The following is a 15,331-nucleotide window of genomic DNA, read 5'->3' as shown; positions in this document are numbered from 1 at the left end:
ACCTGCGCAATCTGGCACAACGACCACACTGGTCAGCCCGTCATGCGCTCGCTGACCGCCTACGACCACTAACCCTTCGCATCATTCATCTAGCCCGGCGGACCGCCCCGGTGCCCGGACCCGCCCCCGCGCGGCTCCGGGCACCGGGCGCGGTGTCCGGCCTCACGGTGGCGGCACCATCTGAGCCGTGGCATCCAGGTGGTGTACGGGGCCGCTCTTCCCGTACCACTCCGGTACGGTGCCGGCGAGTTCCGCCACGGCCTCCCTGAGGGCCGGTGACGTCGCGCCCTCCTTGGTCGTGGTCGCCGTGATCCCGGAAGCGTCCGGGAGCAGGGCCGCGGTGTGGACCGGGAAGGGCAGCGAGCCGGCCTGTGCCGCGTTGCCGATCCTCTGGAGGACGGGGTCGACGGTCGCCCGGGAGAAGGCGGAGTGCCGGATCTCCGTGCGTTGCGTCTCGACGGGCGGGTGTGCCTTGCTCGCGGCCGTGACGAGTTCCTTCGCCCGCGGTTCGTCCGTCGCGAACAGCACGACCCGGCCCGCCGCGGGATCCGGTTTGAGCGCGCCGAAGGTGTCCTTGAACCCGGCACGGCCCTGCTCCCCGAGCGCGGACGCCAGATCCTGCAGGGCCGTGAGCGCGAGCGCGTCCGTGGGCTGCGAGGGCGAGGAGGGCGCCTCCGGGAAACGGTTGCCATCCCGTGGTGCTGCCGCACCCGCACAGCAGCATGCCTGCCGTCAGCACGGCGGCCGACCATGCGGGCGGTCGGAATGATGTCATGCTGGCACCCCCTTCCTGGCGGCGTTCCTGACGGTGTTCCTGACGGCACGAGTCGCCGCCGACGCCGGCCCCGTCACGAGGCATGGTGATTCGACAGAAACAGGCCGACAGCCTTGAAGTAGTCCAGCGTCTCGGTCCAGCACGTCGTGACTGCCGGACCCGGCGGACAAGGATCCCCCCCGGATCAGTGTCAAGACTCCCATGCGTGCGTCATGCGTGCGTACCGTCAGATGACGGCAGTTGGACCGCGATGGGTCACCACGGGGTCCTTGGGTGCCTTCGACGTTCCCTCCGTTCGCGGGAGGTGGCGAACCACTCTCCTGTGACGTCGAGTTCGGCCTGCGTGTCGTCGAGACCTTCGCCGTCGCCGAACAGCCCACCGCCAGCGGAGCCCCAGTCGATGCCTCGGAACGGTACGACGGCGCGGGGTCAGTCGCGGCGGTGGAGGACGGCCGTCTCGAAGTCGGTGAAGGCGCACTCCTCCTGCCACTGGGCCTGGGCCTTGGGGCTGGCGGCGAGCAGGGCGTCGCAGGCCGGGCCGGGGTGGGCGGCGCCGAGGGTCTCGCTGGCGCACTCGGGTGCCGGGCGGAAGCCGTCGCGGTCCTGCCAGAGGCTGCGGCCGGCCAGGAACGCGTACTCGAGGGAGGTAAGGAACCGCACAGCGCGCCCAGCTCTCCGAACACGGCGAGGGCCCGGCCGCGGTCCGGGACGCCTTGCTCACCTCGGCAACCACGGCCCAGCCGCACCCTTGCGAACAGCCCTTCGGCTTGCGCGTCATCGAGATCCTCCCGCCGCCCACCAGTCCCTCGCCACCGGCATTCCGATCGAGGTCTCGGTAGGCCCTGCCTACTGCGGTCATCTCGGGGCCGAGGTCAAGAGACGGCCCTGGAACTCCGTCGGGGGCTCTGTCAGAGGGCATGGAGCGATCGTCCGTGCCCGGCCTGGGCGGGCTGGGACTGCCAGAGGCTGATGACTGAACAGGAAAGAGCCGGGCCCCACCATTCGGTGGGCCCGGCTTGAAAAGGCACGAGCGCAGGTGCCGATGGAGACGTTGCGCTTCTCGAAGTGCGCGAGGAAGACGTCCCATTCCTCCTCGGTGGGGGTTCGATACCTGTCGCTGGGCCGGCTGCCCCCTGTGGGTCGGGGACGACCACGGCCAGGACTGCGGCTGGGGCGGCAGCGGCGGCTGACCCCTGCGGGTGCGGGGAGGACCTCATGGCCGTCACGCTCAGCCTCACCGTCCTCGGCTGACCCCCGCGGGTGCGGGGAGGACCCGGGCAGTCGGTGGGCGATGGAGTGTTATCCCGGCTGACCCCCGCGGGTGCGGGGAGGACTCCTCGACCACCGGTTCGGGGGCGGGCGCGTTCGGCTGACCCCCGCGGGTGCGGGGAGGACGCGATCCGCCAGCTAACCCTGGACAAGGCCGCCGGCTGACCCCCGCGGGTGCGGGGAGGACGCGATCCGCCAGCTAACCCTGGACAAGGCCGCCGGCTGACCCCCGCGGGTGCGGGGAGGACGTGCACGTCGCTCGCCCTCATCGCCGGCCCTCCGGCTGACCCCCGCGGGTGCGGGGAGGACCACGGTGAACAGCTCGGTGGTCATGGGGATGCCGGCTGACCCCCGCGGGTGCGGGGAGGACCGGGTGCCACCGGGCCCGGCCCGGCGGCACTACGGCTGACCCCCGCGGGTGCGGGGAGGACGCCGGGGTGCTGGTGGCGAGCTGCTCGACGGCCGGCTGACCCCCGCGGGTGCGGGGAGGACTGTGGGTGCCAGCCCTGACAGGCGACACCGGGTGGCTGACCCCCGCGGGTGCGGGGAGGACGTCACCTACGCCCAGACCCACGGCTACCCGGATGGCTGACCCCCGCGGGTGCGGGGAGGACTCGCTGAGGTCGCGGGTCTCGCTGGTGGGCGCCGGCTGACCCCCGCGGGTGCGGGGAGGACAGGCCGGCGATGCGCACGGTGGCTCCGACGAGCGGCTGACCCCCGCGGGTGCGGGGAGGACGCACCAGCAGGGTGTTCTGCCAGCGGATCAGGTGGCTGACCCCCGCGGGTGCGGGGAGGACGTGCGCAGCGCGGTGATGGCCATGGCCGAATTCGGCTGACCCCCGCGGGTGCGGGGAGGACACGCGGTGTCCCGGCCGGCCTCGAGAGCCGCGCGGCTGACCCCCGCGGGTGCGGGGAGGACTCCGGAAACACGCAGGTGTGGACATGAACACGCGGCTGACCCCCGCGGGTGCGGGGAGGACAACCCGCCGCCTGAGGAGACCACCGTGACCGACGGCTGACCCCCGCGGGTGCGGGGAGGACCCGGGCGCCCCCTCGGGGAACGGGACCAGGTCCGGCTGACCCCCGCGGGTGCGGGGAGGACACAGGAGCTCAACCCATGCTCACCGTCACCGACGGCTGACCCCCGCGGGTGCGGGGAGGACTCGGCGATGGCCTGCCGGACGGCGCCGTCGGCCGGCTGACCCCCGCGGGTGCGGGGAGGACGTCAAGCACCTCCGCCGAGGCCGACTCGACTACGGCTGACCCCCGCGGGTGCGGGGAGGACAGAGCGGTGACCAGCGCCGAGACGGCGTCGATCGGCTGACCCCCGCGGGTGCGGGGAGGACTACGGCTGGTCCTCGGTCGGGGTCGAGCCGCGCGGCTGACCCCCGCGGGTGCGGGGAGGACCCGCGCCTGGAGGTCGACGCCGCGGTGCAGGACGGCTGACCCCCGCGGGTGCGGGGAGGACGCACCCGGCGCCCACCTGCTGTCCGTCGCCGACGGCTGACCCCCGCGGGTGCGGGGAGGACCACCGCCTCGGGCGATGCCCCGAGGAGAAGCGCGGCTGACCCCCGCGGGTGCGGGGAGGACGAGGGCGTGCTCCGGCTGCACATCCAGCCGACCGGCTGACCCCCGCGGGTGCGGGGAGGACACTTCGTGACCTGCGGCGTTGTGGAGGCTTTGCGATTTCTTGACTATGCGGGCGGTGCGTCTGATGCCCAGTGTCGAGGTGTCAAGGAGCGCTTACATGATGCCATGGGTACTGGGGGTGACGAAGGTCGCAGGCCGGTGCCAATGGGGGGTGGTGGCTGTTCAAAGGCGGCGGCTCGGGTCACAGGGGCGCCCTTTTGCCAGGCGGTGAGCGGGCAGGGGCCGGTGCCGGGCGGCGGCCTCGCACAGCGTGGGGGGCCGGCATGATCGCGGATGTTCCCCATTCTTCTGCCGGACCCGTGAGTGGCCAAAAGCTCTAACCTAAAGGGTGGTTGGGCCTGGCCGGCGGCGTCTGAATCGTTACACGAACTACCGCGCACGCTCGTCTGATGCCAGTGACCTCGGGCGATGCGTCGAGGATGCCGCCGGCCAGGCCCTCGCCTGCCTCTGAACCCGGTGTGAGGGCCATGAGGATTGTCGGTGGCTGCTGATAGATCCTCAGTCATGAGCGAAAGCACGCCCGTTGGGGGATTCGAGTCGGTCGATCCCGACTCCCGCCTGTGGGGCAAGGACGCCGGTCTGCCCGGTCCGTACCCCGTGATCTGCCACCTTCTGGACACGGCCGCCGTCGCCGGTGCGCTGTGGGACGCGGTCCTGAGTGAGCGGGTGCGGGCGCGGGTCGCCGGGGCCATGGGTGCCGGCGAGGGTGAGGCCCGGAAGATGGTGATGTTGTGGGCCGGGCTCCATGACATCGGAAAGATCTCGTTGCACTTCCAGCAGCAGGTGGCTGGGGAGTTCGCGAAGCTGGCGGGGGATCCGGCGTACACGGAGGACAACCCGGCGGCGAAGCGCAGCGGGAACTTGAGGCACGAGACGGCCACGCACTGGGGGCTGGTCGAGTTCTTCAAGCAGTGCGGCTATCCGCTCCACAAGCCCGTCAGGAAGTCGCCGGCGCACCAGATCGCCCAGCTGCTCGGCGGTCATCACGGATGCTTCGCCCCCACGCTGCAGGTGAAGGAGATCAACAATCCGTCGGGCTACCAGCCGGCTCTCGGCACCGCCGCTGGCTGGCGGGAGCAGCGGCTCGCGCACGCCCACGCGGTCCGTCGGACGGTCGGGGCCGACGAGCCCCTGGAGTCCGTGCTGCCCGGTGAGCTGGCGGTGGTGGTCACCGGGCTGGTCGTGGTGGCCGACTGGCTGGCGAGCCAGGTCGACGTCATCGAGCCGCGAAGGCCCGGTGAGGACTGGAAGACCGGGGACGCGGAGCTCGCCGAGCACTTCGAGGCGGCGGCCAAGGCCGTGCCGCAGTGGGTCCGTGACGCGGGCCTCGGGCGGGCGGCGTTCCCGGACAGGCCCTTCACACAGCAGTTCCCGTTCCCCCCGAACAAGCTCCAGGCCGACGTCGCGGAGCACCTGCCGGGGGTGGTGAAGGGGCCCGGCCTGCTGCTGGTCACCGCCCCGACCGGGGACGGCAAGACCGAGACCGCCCTGCACGCGGCCTCCGTGATCGCGCGGGCCTCAGGCGCTTCCGGCGTCTACTTCGCGCTGCCGACGATGGCCACGGCGGACGCGATGTTCACCAGGTTCCGCAGGTTCGCGAAGGACAACGTCGAGGGCGATCGCGCGCTCACGCTGCTGCACAGCATGGCCTGGCTGAGCCCGGACTACGCCCCGGGGGAGGGGGCGACGGACGGGTCGGCCGTTCTCGCGGACACCGAGGCGGGTCAGTGGCTGCGGACGGGGCGGCGGGGTCTGCTCGCGCCGCTCGCCAACGGCACCGTCGACCAGGCGCTCACCGGCGTTCTGCCGGTCCGCTACGGCTTCCTGCGGCTGTTCGGCCTGTCGAACAAGGTGCTGGTGGTGGATGAGGCGCACGCCTACGGCCCGTGGATGCACAGCCTGCTGGTGCGGCTGCTGGAGTGGCTCGGCGCGTTCGGAGCATCGGTCGTGCTGTTGTCGGCGACCCTGACCGGCAAGGCGGCCTCGTCGCTCGTCGACGCCTACCGGCGCGGCGCGGGCTTCCGCGAGCCCTCCGCGGTGGAGCCCTGCTACCCGGGATGGCTCTTCGTGGACGCGGGTAGCGGGGAGGTGTCCACGCCGCGCGAGGTCGGTAGCAGTCGTAGGCGGACCCTGCGTGTGGAGACCCGGAGGGTGCACTGGGACGTCCGTGACCATGGCGTCGTCAAGAAGTCGGACGCGCAGGGGCGACGTGACGCCCTGCACGAGATCCTCGCGCCGGTCACTGCCGAGGGCGGCTGCGTCCTCGTCTGCTGCACCACCGTGGACGAAGCCCAGCGCACCTACCGCTACCTGGCGTCGGTCCTGCCCGAGCTCGCCGCGCGCGAGGGCGGGCTGCGGCTGCTCCACTCCCGCTACCCTGCCCACGAGCGGCAGCGCATCACCACCGAGTGCGAGGCCGTGTACGGGAAGCCCGCGACCGTCGCGGCGGCGGCCGCCCCGCGCGAGGGCTCGATCCTGGTGGCCACCCAGATCGTCGAACAGTCACTCGACCTGGACTTCGACCTGATCGTCTCGGACCTCGCCCCGCTGGCGCAGCTCCTTCAGCGGGCGGGTCGAGGCAAGCGCCACGACCGCCCCAACCGTCCGGCGTGGACGGGCCTGCCCGCCGAGCCGCGCATGATCGTGCTGGAGCCGCTCGACGACAAAGGCCGCGCTGCTGCACCCCGCTCCTGGGGCAGCGTCTACGACGCGTCCCTGCTGCGCCGCACCAGTCTGCTGCTCGAAAAGCGGTCGGGCGGTGCGGTCGAGGTCCCGGGAGACGTCCAGGAGCTCGTGGACGAGGTCTACGCGGACGACTTCGGGGTCAGCCTGGACAAGGCCGCCTCGGCGGAACTCGACCGGATGGACGCCGAACGCATCGCCTCGGCTGCGGCCGAGGAGCAGCTGGCGGAGATCACCGTCATCCCCGCACCGTACGACGTGGTCGACGATCTCTCCCCACTCAGCGAGCGTAGCTTCGTCGTCTCGGACGACCTGCTGACCACCCGCCTCGGCGCGGACAGCGGCCGCGCCGTGTGCGTCTTCGAACGGGTGGGCGGATGGAGCCTCGATCCCGACCGCTATGTTCCGCTGCCCGCAGGTGCGGCGGACCGGGGCGAGATTGCGCTGATCATGCGGCACACCGTGCCGCTGCCCGGTCGCTGGCTCGCCGGCCGCACGGAGGAGAACGCCGTGCCGAAGGCCTGGGGCGACCGGCCCCTGCTCGCCGAGCTGGCGCTGCTGCGCATGCGCCCGGATGGTGACCGGTGGACGGGCTGGCTGGGGGAGCGGCGGATCGCGTACTCGAACGTGGGAATTTCCGAGAACTAGCTTCTTAGGCACCGCACTTGACGATACGTTGGCTACGCCGGTCCCAGGCAGGGGTTGTCGCCCATCTAGGGACCGGCGTGACCCCCGCTTGCGCGGGGACAGGCCTGCCGACACGGCCGTTTGCTAGGCGCCGCACGGCTCACCCCCGCTCGTTCGCGGGGACCGGGCAGAGCCTACCCACCCTGTGATCACCCGCACTCGCCTCGCCGGAGGCCGCATGCCATCCGCACCCCCCGCCTACAACCTCCTCGACGAACCGTGGATCCCCGTCCGGTGGATCCCCTGTCAGGAGGAGAACGACACGGTGGACGCCAGCACGGCCCGTCCGCCCGAGGTCGGTCTGCGTGAACTCCTCCTGCGCGCCCACGGGATCGCGCAGATCACGATCGCCGATCCACCGGCACTCTCCGCGCTGTACCGTGTCCTATACGCGATCACCGCCCGCGTTGCGGAGCTCGACGAAGCCGGTCCGGGCGACTGGTCCACTCGCCGCGAGGATCTGGTCACCCAGGGAAGCTTCAACGAAGAACAGGTCGCCCGCTACCTCACGCCGATCTGCGGCCGCTTCGACCTCTTCGACCCCGGGCGTCCGTTCCTACAGGACCCGAGGCTGGCGGAGCAGTGCGACCCGGCGAACACCGCCGGCGTCGACAAGCTCATCACCACCCGCCCCTCGGGCAACAACCACTCCTGGTTCCAGCACGTCAACAGCGCCGCCCCCGAGCTGCCGACTCCGGACCAGGCCGTTCTGCACCTGCTCGTCTGGCACTACTACGGCCCCTCCGGACGCTGCTCCAGCCGTACCGTCGGCGGTATCAAGGCGGCCAGCAGCAAGGCCGGACCCCTGCGAAGCACGCTCTCCTACCACCCGGAGGGCGAGACCCTGTTCGAGACGCTGCTGGCCGGACTTCCCGAGCCCGCCCAGGGTGTCTCCCGCGACAGTGACCTGTGCCCGTGGGAGCGGGACGAGCTGCCCGACCCCGTGGCCGCCCCGCCGCCCCTGCAAGGCCCGTGCTCCGCGCTCACGGCCCGCTCCCAGCACGCGCTGCTGCTCGTGCCCGACGCCACCGGCCGGCACGTTCGGGACGCGTTCATCACCTGGGCGAACCAGATCAAGATCTCCCGCGAGGGTGACCCGTACCTGATCTGGCAGACCAGCAAGGAGGGCAACCCCTACCCCCGTCCCGCCGACTCCCAGCGCGCGCTCTGGCGCGATCTGGACGCCTTGCTGCTCAACAATCCCGCAGGCAGCACCCGCCCACGCCGTCCGGGCGTGTTCCGCACCGCGCTGGAGGTCTCGGAGGACCTGAGGGTGCGTGCGCTGGGATTCGAGCAGGACGGACAGGCCAAGGACACTCAGTTCGTCGACGCGGTCACCCCACCGGTCCTCGGGCTCGCCGAGGCCGAGGGCAAGGACCTTACGGTCGCGGTCGAGATCGGCCGCCTGCGCGTCCTGGGGGAGCGGTACGGCAACCGGCTCGACCGGGCCGTCAAGAAGGCCTGGGCCGCCTTCACCACCGCCCCCAAGATCCGCGACTGCACCTGGGCCGTCGTCGCCGCCGCCCGCTACTGGCCCGCCGCCGAGGCTGAGTTCTGGAAGCGCCTGAACGCACGCGACTTCGACGGCGCCGCCGCGGCGTTCCGCACCCTCGCCGAGCAGGCCTACGACACCGTCACCTATGGCGCGCTCGGCACCATGCGCGGATCCAAGGCCTGCACCACCGCCCGCCTCGAGCTGTACGGCGGGCCGGTGAAACGCCCCGCCAAGACCGGCGCCACCGGTGGCCGCACCACCAGTACGGAGGAAGCATGAGCACGACCAGCACCATCCCCGGGCCCGCCAAACCGGCGGACGACGCGGTCACCGCGCCGAAGCAGCCCTCCCTCGTCCCCTCGCTGGGGCGGGCCCGCGCCTTCACCGGCAGGATCGACAAGCGCAGCCACGAGGACCCCGGCGTCCGCGCGGCCCTGCGTCGCGGCGTCGGCAAGGACCTGGACGCCGTGCCGTTCATGCACCGCTACGTGGCCTCCTGGCTCACCGAGGAGCAGACGCGCAGCCGCGACGTCCAGCGCGCCTTCTACACCGTCGCCTCCCTGATCGCCGCGCAGCGCCGCGACCAGTACGCCGCCGCGAAGGCCGAGACCTCGAAGACGAACGGGTCGAAGGACCAGCCGGCGGGTGAGGAGACACCGGCCGCCGAAGCGGCGCCGGACGCGCCCGCCCACCCGGGTGACGCGGAGTCCGGCACCGGCAAGCGGATCCCCCCGCGCAGCCTCGGCCACGCCTTCGCCGACGGCGTCATCAAGGGCGGCCAAGCGGGCGGTCTGCGCGAGACCTCGGCCGAGACCCGCCTCAACCTCCTGAGCCGGCAGAGCGTAGACGGCCTGCACCGCCACCTGCCCGGAGCCATCCGCCAGCTTCGCGGCAGCGACGTCGAGATCGACTGGGCCCAGCTGCTCATCGACCTCTGCCAGTGGCGGCGACGCTCCGGCACGGTCAAGCGGATCTGGCTCCAGGACTACCACCGGGCCCTGCAGAAGGACGGCGAGCGCCGGGCCCGCGAGCACGACGACGAGCAGAGCGACGTCCCGGACACCCCCGACGCCGGCACCCCCGACGCCGATGCCACGGACGGCGCCGCGCCGGAGGCCTGAGAGCCCCGACCCCGTACAGACCACCGCACACACCGACCCCAAGGAGCAGAGCATGCCCGGCCCCGACCGCACCACCGCCCGTTTTCTCGACATCCACGTCGTCCAGAGCGTCCCGTTCGCCAACCTCAACCGCGACGACAACAACTCCGTCAAGACCGTCCGCTACGGCGACACCGAACGCACCCGTGTCAGCAGCCAGTCCTGGAAGCGCGCCGTTCGCGAGTACTTCCAGCACAGCTTCGGCGAGCAGGCCCTGCGCACCCGCCGCATCGGCGCCCGCGTCACCCGTCTCCTCGAGGACCAGCACGGCTGGCCCGCCGAGCTCGCCCAACGTGCCGGCCAGCACGTCGCCGCCGGCAGCAGCATCAAGTTCGAGACGGCCAAGGACTCACCCGTCGTCACCACCAACGCCATGGTCTACGTGCCCGAGACGGCCGTCGCCGAACTCGCCGCCCTCGCCGAGGAACACCGTGCCGAACTCGAGAGCGCCAAGGACATCAAGAAGGCCGGTGACAAGAGCGTCCTGCCCAAGGAGCCGATCGACGCCATCCTGCGCGGCCGCAACGGCGTTATCAACCTCTTCGGCCGCATGCTCGCCGAGGTCGACGACGCCGGTGTCGACGGCGCTGTGCAGGTCGCCCACGCCATGACCACCCACGGCACCGACGTCGAACTGGACTACTTCTCCGCGGTCGACGACGTCACCTCCGACTGGGGCGACACCACCGGTAGCGCCCACATGGGCCACGCCGAGTTCAGCGCCGGCGTCTTCTACCGCTACGCCACCGTCGACCTCGCCGACCTGGCGGCCAACCTCGGCGGCGACCGCGAGGCCGCCCGTGAACTCGCCGCCGGGTTCGCCGAGGCGTTCATCCTCTCCCTGCCACGTGCCAAGAGGACCGCCACCGCCCCGCACACCATCCCCGACCTCGTCCACATCGCCGTCCGCAGCGACCGCCCGCTTTCCTACGCCGCCGCGTTCGAACAGCCCGTCGCCTCCCACGAGAGCGGCGGATACAGCCCCGCCTCCCGCACGGCCCTGGCTCGATACGCCACGGCCGCCCACAAGCTCCTCGGCAAGCGCGGCACCGTCGCCGCCGCCTGGGCCAGCCTGGAGGACAAGGACCTCGAGGGCCTCGGCACCCGCGTCGACTCCTTCCCCCAGCTCATCGACACCGCCATCGACGAGGCCTTCACCACCGGCTCCGCGTCCGCTTCCGAGATCGCCGGGGCCAGCGCATGAGCACCCCCGTCCCCACCCGAGGACTGCTGCTGCGCCTGGCCGCGCCACTGCAGTCCTGGGGCGAGACCGGCCAGTTCAACGAGCGCGACACCGCGCCGTTCCCCACCCGCTCCGGCGTCATCGGCCTGCTCGCCGCGGCCCTCGGCCGCAAACGGGGCGAGGACATCAACGACCTCGCCGCCCTCTCGCTGACCGTCCGTACCGACCGGGCGGGCGTGATCCTGCGCGACCTGCACACCGTCGGCGGCGGCCTGCCCGCGGCCCGCACGGTCACCACCGCCGAGGGCAAGAAGCGCACCGGCGCCACCGCCACGCTGCTGTCCCACCGCTACTACCTCGCCGACGCCGCCTTCACCGCCGTCATCACCGCGCCCCCCTACCACCTCGACGAGTGGGCGCAGGCGTTGCGCAACCCGCACTGGCCCCCCTACCTGGGACGCCGCTCCTGCCCGCCCGAAGGCCCCCTGCTGCTCGGCCTCGTCGACTACCCCCTGCACCACCTCGTCCACCTGCCGATCGCCCGACGGGCCCGCGCGGGCAGCAGGACCGTCGACATCGTCTTCCACGGCGACCAGCCGCTCGACCGCCTCGGCGACCACCCCCAACCCGGGGACGACGACGGCAGCACCCCCGCCGGCGAGGTCACCGACGACCCGATCGACTTCCACCCTCGGCGACGGTCCTACCGCGCCCGCCCCCGCTACCAGCGCACCCTCACTCTGCCCGCCGACCGCTGCAAGGGCCTCGCCGCCGACTACCTGACCGCCCTCGGCGACTACCTGACCCGGCACACCACCCGCCCGGAAAGCATCCCCGCATGACCCTCTGGCTCACCCGCATCATCCCCGACCCGCGCAGCCGCGAGGCCCGCCGCGACAGCGCCGGCGCCGTCGACCTGCACCACCGCATGATGTCGCTCTTCCCCGACCAGGTGGTCGACGAGGAGCCGCGCCGGCGCCTCGGCGTCCTCTTCCGCACCGAATCGACGCCCACCGGGGACCAGATCCTCCTTCAGAGCGCCGAGCGCCCCGACCTCGACCGCCTTCCCACCGGTTACGGGCAGGCGATGACCAAGACCCTCACCCCGCTCCTGGACGCCCTGCGCCCCGGCCTCCACATCCGCTACCGCATCGCCGCCAACCCCATCCGCAAGCCCAGCCGAGCCACCCGAGAGCTCTACCGGCTCAAAGCCGTCGTCCCCCTCCAGGGCGCGGCCGCCGACGACTGGTGGGCCCGCCAGGCCCAGTCCTCCGGCCTCGACCTCGGTACCCTCCACTCCAGCCCCCTCGAAGCCGCCAAGGGCAACCGCCGCAGCGACCAGCGCCCCATCAAGCACGACCGCGTCCTGTTCGAAGGAACCGCCGTCATCACCGACGCCGACCTCCTGCGCACGCGCCTCACCGACGGCATCGGAAAGGGCAAGGCCTACGGCTGCGGTCTCCTCAGCATCGCCCCCCAGCGGGGGCCCCAGTGACCGACCGCCGCCCCGACCCCGGCAGCGCCCGGCGCAGACTCGCGGCCCCCACCGTCGCCATGCTGCCCCGCGTCGCCGACTCCCTTTCCTTCCTCTACCTCGACATCGTCCGCATCGTCCAGGACGACACCGGCGTCTGCGCCCAGGTCACCAGCCCCCACCGCGGCACCGAAACGGTCTATCTGCCCACGGCGGCCCTCAGCTGCGTCCTCCTCGGCCCCGGCACCTCCATCACCGCCCGCGCCCTGTCGACCTTCGCCCGCCACGGCACCACCGTCGTCATCGCCGGATCCGGCGGCGTCCGCTGCTATGCCGCCACCGTCCCCGAATCCCTCAGCACCACCTGGCTCGAACGCCAGGCCCGGGCCTGGGCGGACGACACCACCCGCCTGGCCGTCGCCACCGCCATGTACGAGCAGCGCTTCGGCCGCGGCACCGTCCCGGCCGGCAGCGGCCTCACCCAGCTGCGCGGCCTGGAAGGCCAACGGGTCAAGGGCCACTACCGCCTCCTCGCCCAGCAGCACCGCATCGGCCGCTTCCGCCGCAACTACGACCCGAACTCCTGGGACACCCAGGACCCGGTCAACCTCGCCCTCTCCTCCGCCAACACCTGCCTCTACGGCATCGTCCACGCGGCCGTCCTCGCCCTCGGCTGCTCGCCCGCCCTCGGCTTCGTCCACAGCGGCAACCAGCAGGCCTTCGTCTACGACGTCGCCGACCTGTACAAGGCCGAATTCACCATCCCGCTCGCCTTCTCCCTCCACGCCTCCCCACGGCCCGAAGCCGACGCCCGCCGCGGCTTCCGTGACGGCCTGCGGCTGTTCCACCTGCTGCCGCGCATCGTCACCGACGTCCAGCGCCTGCTCGCCCCGGACCAGGACATCACCCTCCCCGACCCGGAGGAGCAGCTCGTCGACCTGTGGGACCCGGTCTCCGGCCCCGTCCCGGGCGGGGTCAACTACGCGGGGGAGGAGCTGCTGTGAGGCCCGGCCGGCCCGCACACCGCCGGAACGGGGTGCACCCATGGGAGGCATGACCGTCCTCTCCGCCACAGCGGTCCCCGACCACGTACGCGGAGCCCTCACCCGCTGGCTCATCGAGGTCACGCCCCAGCTGTACGTCGGCACCATCTCCGCCAAGGTGCGCGAGGAACTCTGGCAGGCCGTCAGCGGCTGCGTCGGGGCGGGCGTGGCGGTGCTCGTCCACACCGCGGCCAACGAACAGGGCTTCGAGCTGCGGACCGCCGGCGAGCAGCGACGTCAGCCCGTCGACTTCGACGGGCTGACCCTGGTCGCGATGAAAGGTCTCCAGCCCATGGATGCTCTGATCGCGATCGAAGCGTGAAACGGTGCTGTCGAATGGATCGACCCGGGATTATCGACAGCTTGCGTTGTGCCAGGGGCGCAGCCGAGCATTAGCGGTTGCACCCGGTCAAGCCCACCTTGTACCGCCCTGCGGACCATCGGCTGACCCCCGCGGGTGCGGGGAGGACGCCGCACAGATGGGACGGCCACAGCCGTCGACCGGCTGACCCCCGCGGGTGCGGGGAGGACCTGCTGAATACCAGGCCGGACCCGCCGGCTGACGGCTGACCCCCGCGGGTGCGGGGAGGACCGGACGATGAACCGGACCAGGCGGCCACGGTGCGGCTGACCCCCGCGGGTGCGGGGAGGACTACTGCGACGGCCGGTGCGTGATCCGGCCCCGCGGCTGACCCCCGCGGGTGCGGGGAGGACTGGTACGAGGAGCTGATGCCGCTCGTCCCGCTCGGCTGACCCCCGCGGGTGCGGGGAGGACTCTCGACACGCCGGATGGTGGCCGGTGAGCGTCGGCTGACCCCCGCGGGTGCGGGGAGGACTCGCGGTGGAGCGGGCCGTCGGGGGTGAGGACCGGCTGACCCCCGCGGGTGCAGGGAGGACTACGTGGCAATGCTGACCAAGGCCTACTGCGGCGGCTGACCCCCGCGGGTGCGGGGAGGACGCGATCATCTCCGTCGACGGCAGCCCCTACGCCGGCTGACCCCCGCGGGTGCGGGGAGGACATGCGGTCGTCGATCTGCCGGACCTCCGCCTCCGGCTGACCCCCGCGGGTGTGGGGAGGACCCGGACTTGGGGTCGTAGAGCTGGAGGTAGACCGGCTGACCCCCGCGGGTGCGGGGAGGACGTCTGGTCGTACGATGCCGTCATGCCCAAGCCCGGCTGACCCCCGCGGGTGCGGGGAGGACTCGCGGTGGTCCACCTCCACTGAGACTGGACACGGCTGACCCCCGCGGGTGCGGGGAGGACTCGGGCTCCCACACGCTGTACGTCCTCACCAACGGCTGACCCCCGCGGGTGCGGGGAGGACATCCAGGGGCGCACTCACCGGCCGTGCACCACCGGCTGACCCCCGCGGGTGCGGGGAGGACTTCAGTGCGCCCGAATTGACCGTAAAGCTCTGCGGCTGACCCCCGCGGGTGCGGGGAGGACTGCGCCGGCCCGGTTCCCCCCCAGACGTACGGCGGCTGACCCCCGCGGGTGCGGGGAGGACTCGGCCCGCTTGTCGTCCCCGGTCACTCGGAGCGGCTGACCCCCGCGGGTGCGGGGAGCACTCCTCAACCCACATGAATCCGGCCGGGGCCGGCGGCTGACCCCCGCGGGTGCGGGGAGGACTCTTTCCGACCTGGGGTGATGCGGTGGCTTTGCCCTTTCTTTGCTATTCCTGATGTGGCGTCGGTTGAGTCGGTCAGGACCAGGAGATCTGTGGAGGTGTCAAAGAGCCGGAGACATCGTGCCACGTGCCAATGACGTCTGGACGGTTAACCGTCGCGGCCGGCCGTGGGCGCCCACGGGGTATCCGCGGAGACGAAGCCGCCCGAGTACCCGGCCCGCCTGCCCGTCGTCCGGTAGATTCGGCCGCCGGCTGATCGGCACACGAAGCGGCGGTGGGCCGCAGG

Annotated in this window: 10 protein-coding genes and 2 CRISPR repeat arrays; of the genes, 8 read left to right on the top strand and 2 right to left on the bottom strand. The window is 72.2% G+C overall.

All coding sequences use genetic code 11. The annotated features are described in order from the left end of the window. Positions 1-162 precede the first annotated feature (162 nt). Both ACIRS1_RS35635 and ACIRS1_RS35630 read right to left on the bottom strand, forming a co-directional pair. Positions 163-528, bottom strand: coding sequence for a hypothetical protein (locus ACIRS1_RS35635; RefSeq protein ID WP_402846604.1), 366 nt, complete (start codon positions 526-528; stop codon positions 163-165). 676 nt (positions 529-1,204) lie between these two features. Further along, positions 1,205-1,435, bottom strand: a complete 231-nt coding sequence (locus tag ACIRS1_RS35630; RefSeq protein ID WP_402846602.1) for a hypothetical protein — start codon at positions 1,433-1,435, stop codon at positions 1,205-1,207. A gap of 463 nt (positions 1,436-1,898) precedes the next feature. Next, positions 1,899-3,695: a CRISPR direct-repeat array (repeat unit 29 nt; unit sequence CGGCTGACCCCCGCGGGTGCGGGGAGGAC). 503 nt (positions 3,696-4,198) lie between these two features. Here ACIRS1_RS35630 and cas3 point away from each other — a divergent pair. The 8 genes from cas3 to cas2e all read left to right on the top strand — a co-directional run bounded on the left by cas3 (position 4,199) and on the right by cas2e (position 13,740). Then, the gene (cas3, locus tag ACIRS1_RS35625; RefSeq protein WP_402846600.1) at positions 4,199-7,024 is read left to right on the top strand and encodes a CRISPR-associated helicase Cas3'; all 2,826 of its coding nucleotides are present in this window, start codon (positions 4,199-4,201) and stop codon (positions 7,022-7,024) included. Positions 7,025-7,241: 217 nt separating this feature from the next. Continuing rightward, positions 7,242-8,837, top strand: a complete 1,596-nt coding sequence (gene casA / locus ACIRS1_RS35620) for a type I-E CRISPR-associated protein Cse1/CasA (RefSeq protein WP_402846598.1) — start codon at positions 7,242-7,244, stop codon at positions 8,835-8,837. Next, complete coding sequence (gene casB / locus ACIRS1_RS35615) at positions 8,834-9,679, top strand: type I-E CRISPR-associated protein Cse2/CasB (RefSeq protein ID WP_402846596.1); 846 nt, start codon at positions 8,834-8,836, stop codon at positions 9,677-9,679. The genes casA and casB overlap by 4 nt, the downstream gene beginning before the upstream one ends. A 52-nt stretch (positions 9,680-9,731) precedes the next feature. Continuing rightward, entirely contained in the window at positions 9,732-10,922 is a 1,191-nt protein-coding gene (gene cas7e / locus ACIRS1_RS35610; protein ID WP_402846594.1) for a type I-E CRISPR-associated protein Cas7/Cse4/CasC, read from the top strand. Beyond that, the gene (gene cas5e, locus ACIRS1_RS35605) at positions 10,919-11,743 is read left to right on the top strand and encodes a type I-E CRISPR-associated protein Cas5/CasD (protein ID WP_402846592.1); all 825 of its coding nucleotides are present in this window, start codon (positions 10,919-10,921) and stop codon (positions 11,741-11,743) included. The genes cas7e and cas5e overlap by 4 nt, the downstream gene beginning before the upstream one ends. Then, entirely contained in the window at positions 11,740-12,396 is a 657-nt protein-coding gene (gene cas6e, locus ACIRS1_RS35600; protein WP_402846590.1) for a type I-E CRISPR-associated protein Cas6/Cse3/CasE, read from the top strand. The genes cas5e and cas6e overlap by 4 nt, the downstream gene beginning before the upstream one ends. A gap of 59 nt (positions 12,397-12,455) precedes the next feature. Next, positions 12,456-13,379 (top strand): type I-E CRISPR-associated endonuclease Cas1e, encoded by a 924-nt coding sequence (cas1e, locus tag ACIRS1_RS35595; RefSeq protein WP_402846608.1) that lies wholly within the window; start codon positions 12,456-12,458, stop codon positions 13,377-13,379. A 40-nt stretch (positions 13,380-13,419) separates the two neighbouring features. Continuing rightward, positions 13,420-13,740 carry a type I-E CRISPR-associated endoribonuclease Cas2e gene (gene cas2e / locus ACIRS1_RS35590; RefSeq protein ID WP_402846589.1) on the top strand — a complete coding sequence of 107 codons (321 nt, stop codon included), beginning with the start codon at positions 13,420-13,422 and terminating at the stop codon, positions 13,738-13,740. 119 nt (positions 13,741-13,859) lie between these two features. Further along, a CRISPR array of direct repeats spans positions 13,860-15,048; the repeat unit is 29 nt; unit sequence CGGCTGACCCCCGCGGGTGCGGGGAGGAC. Positions 15,049-15,331 lie beyond the last annotated feature (283 nt).

Origin of the sequence: Kitasatospora sp. NPDC101176 (genome assembly GCF_044768035.1) — a bacterium.
Lineage (GTDB): Bacteria > Actinomycetota > Actinomycetes > Streptomycetales > Streptomycetaceae > Kitasatospora.
Note: the sequence above shows the minus strand (reverse complement) of the source record. Positions and strands in the feature narration are given on the sequence as shown.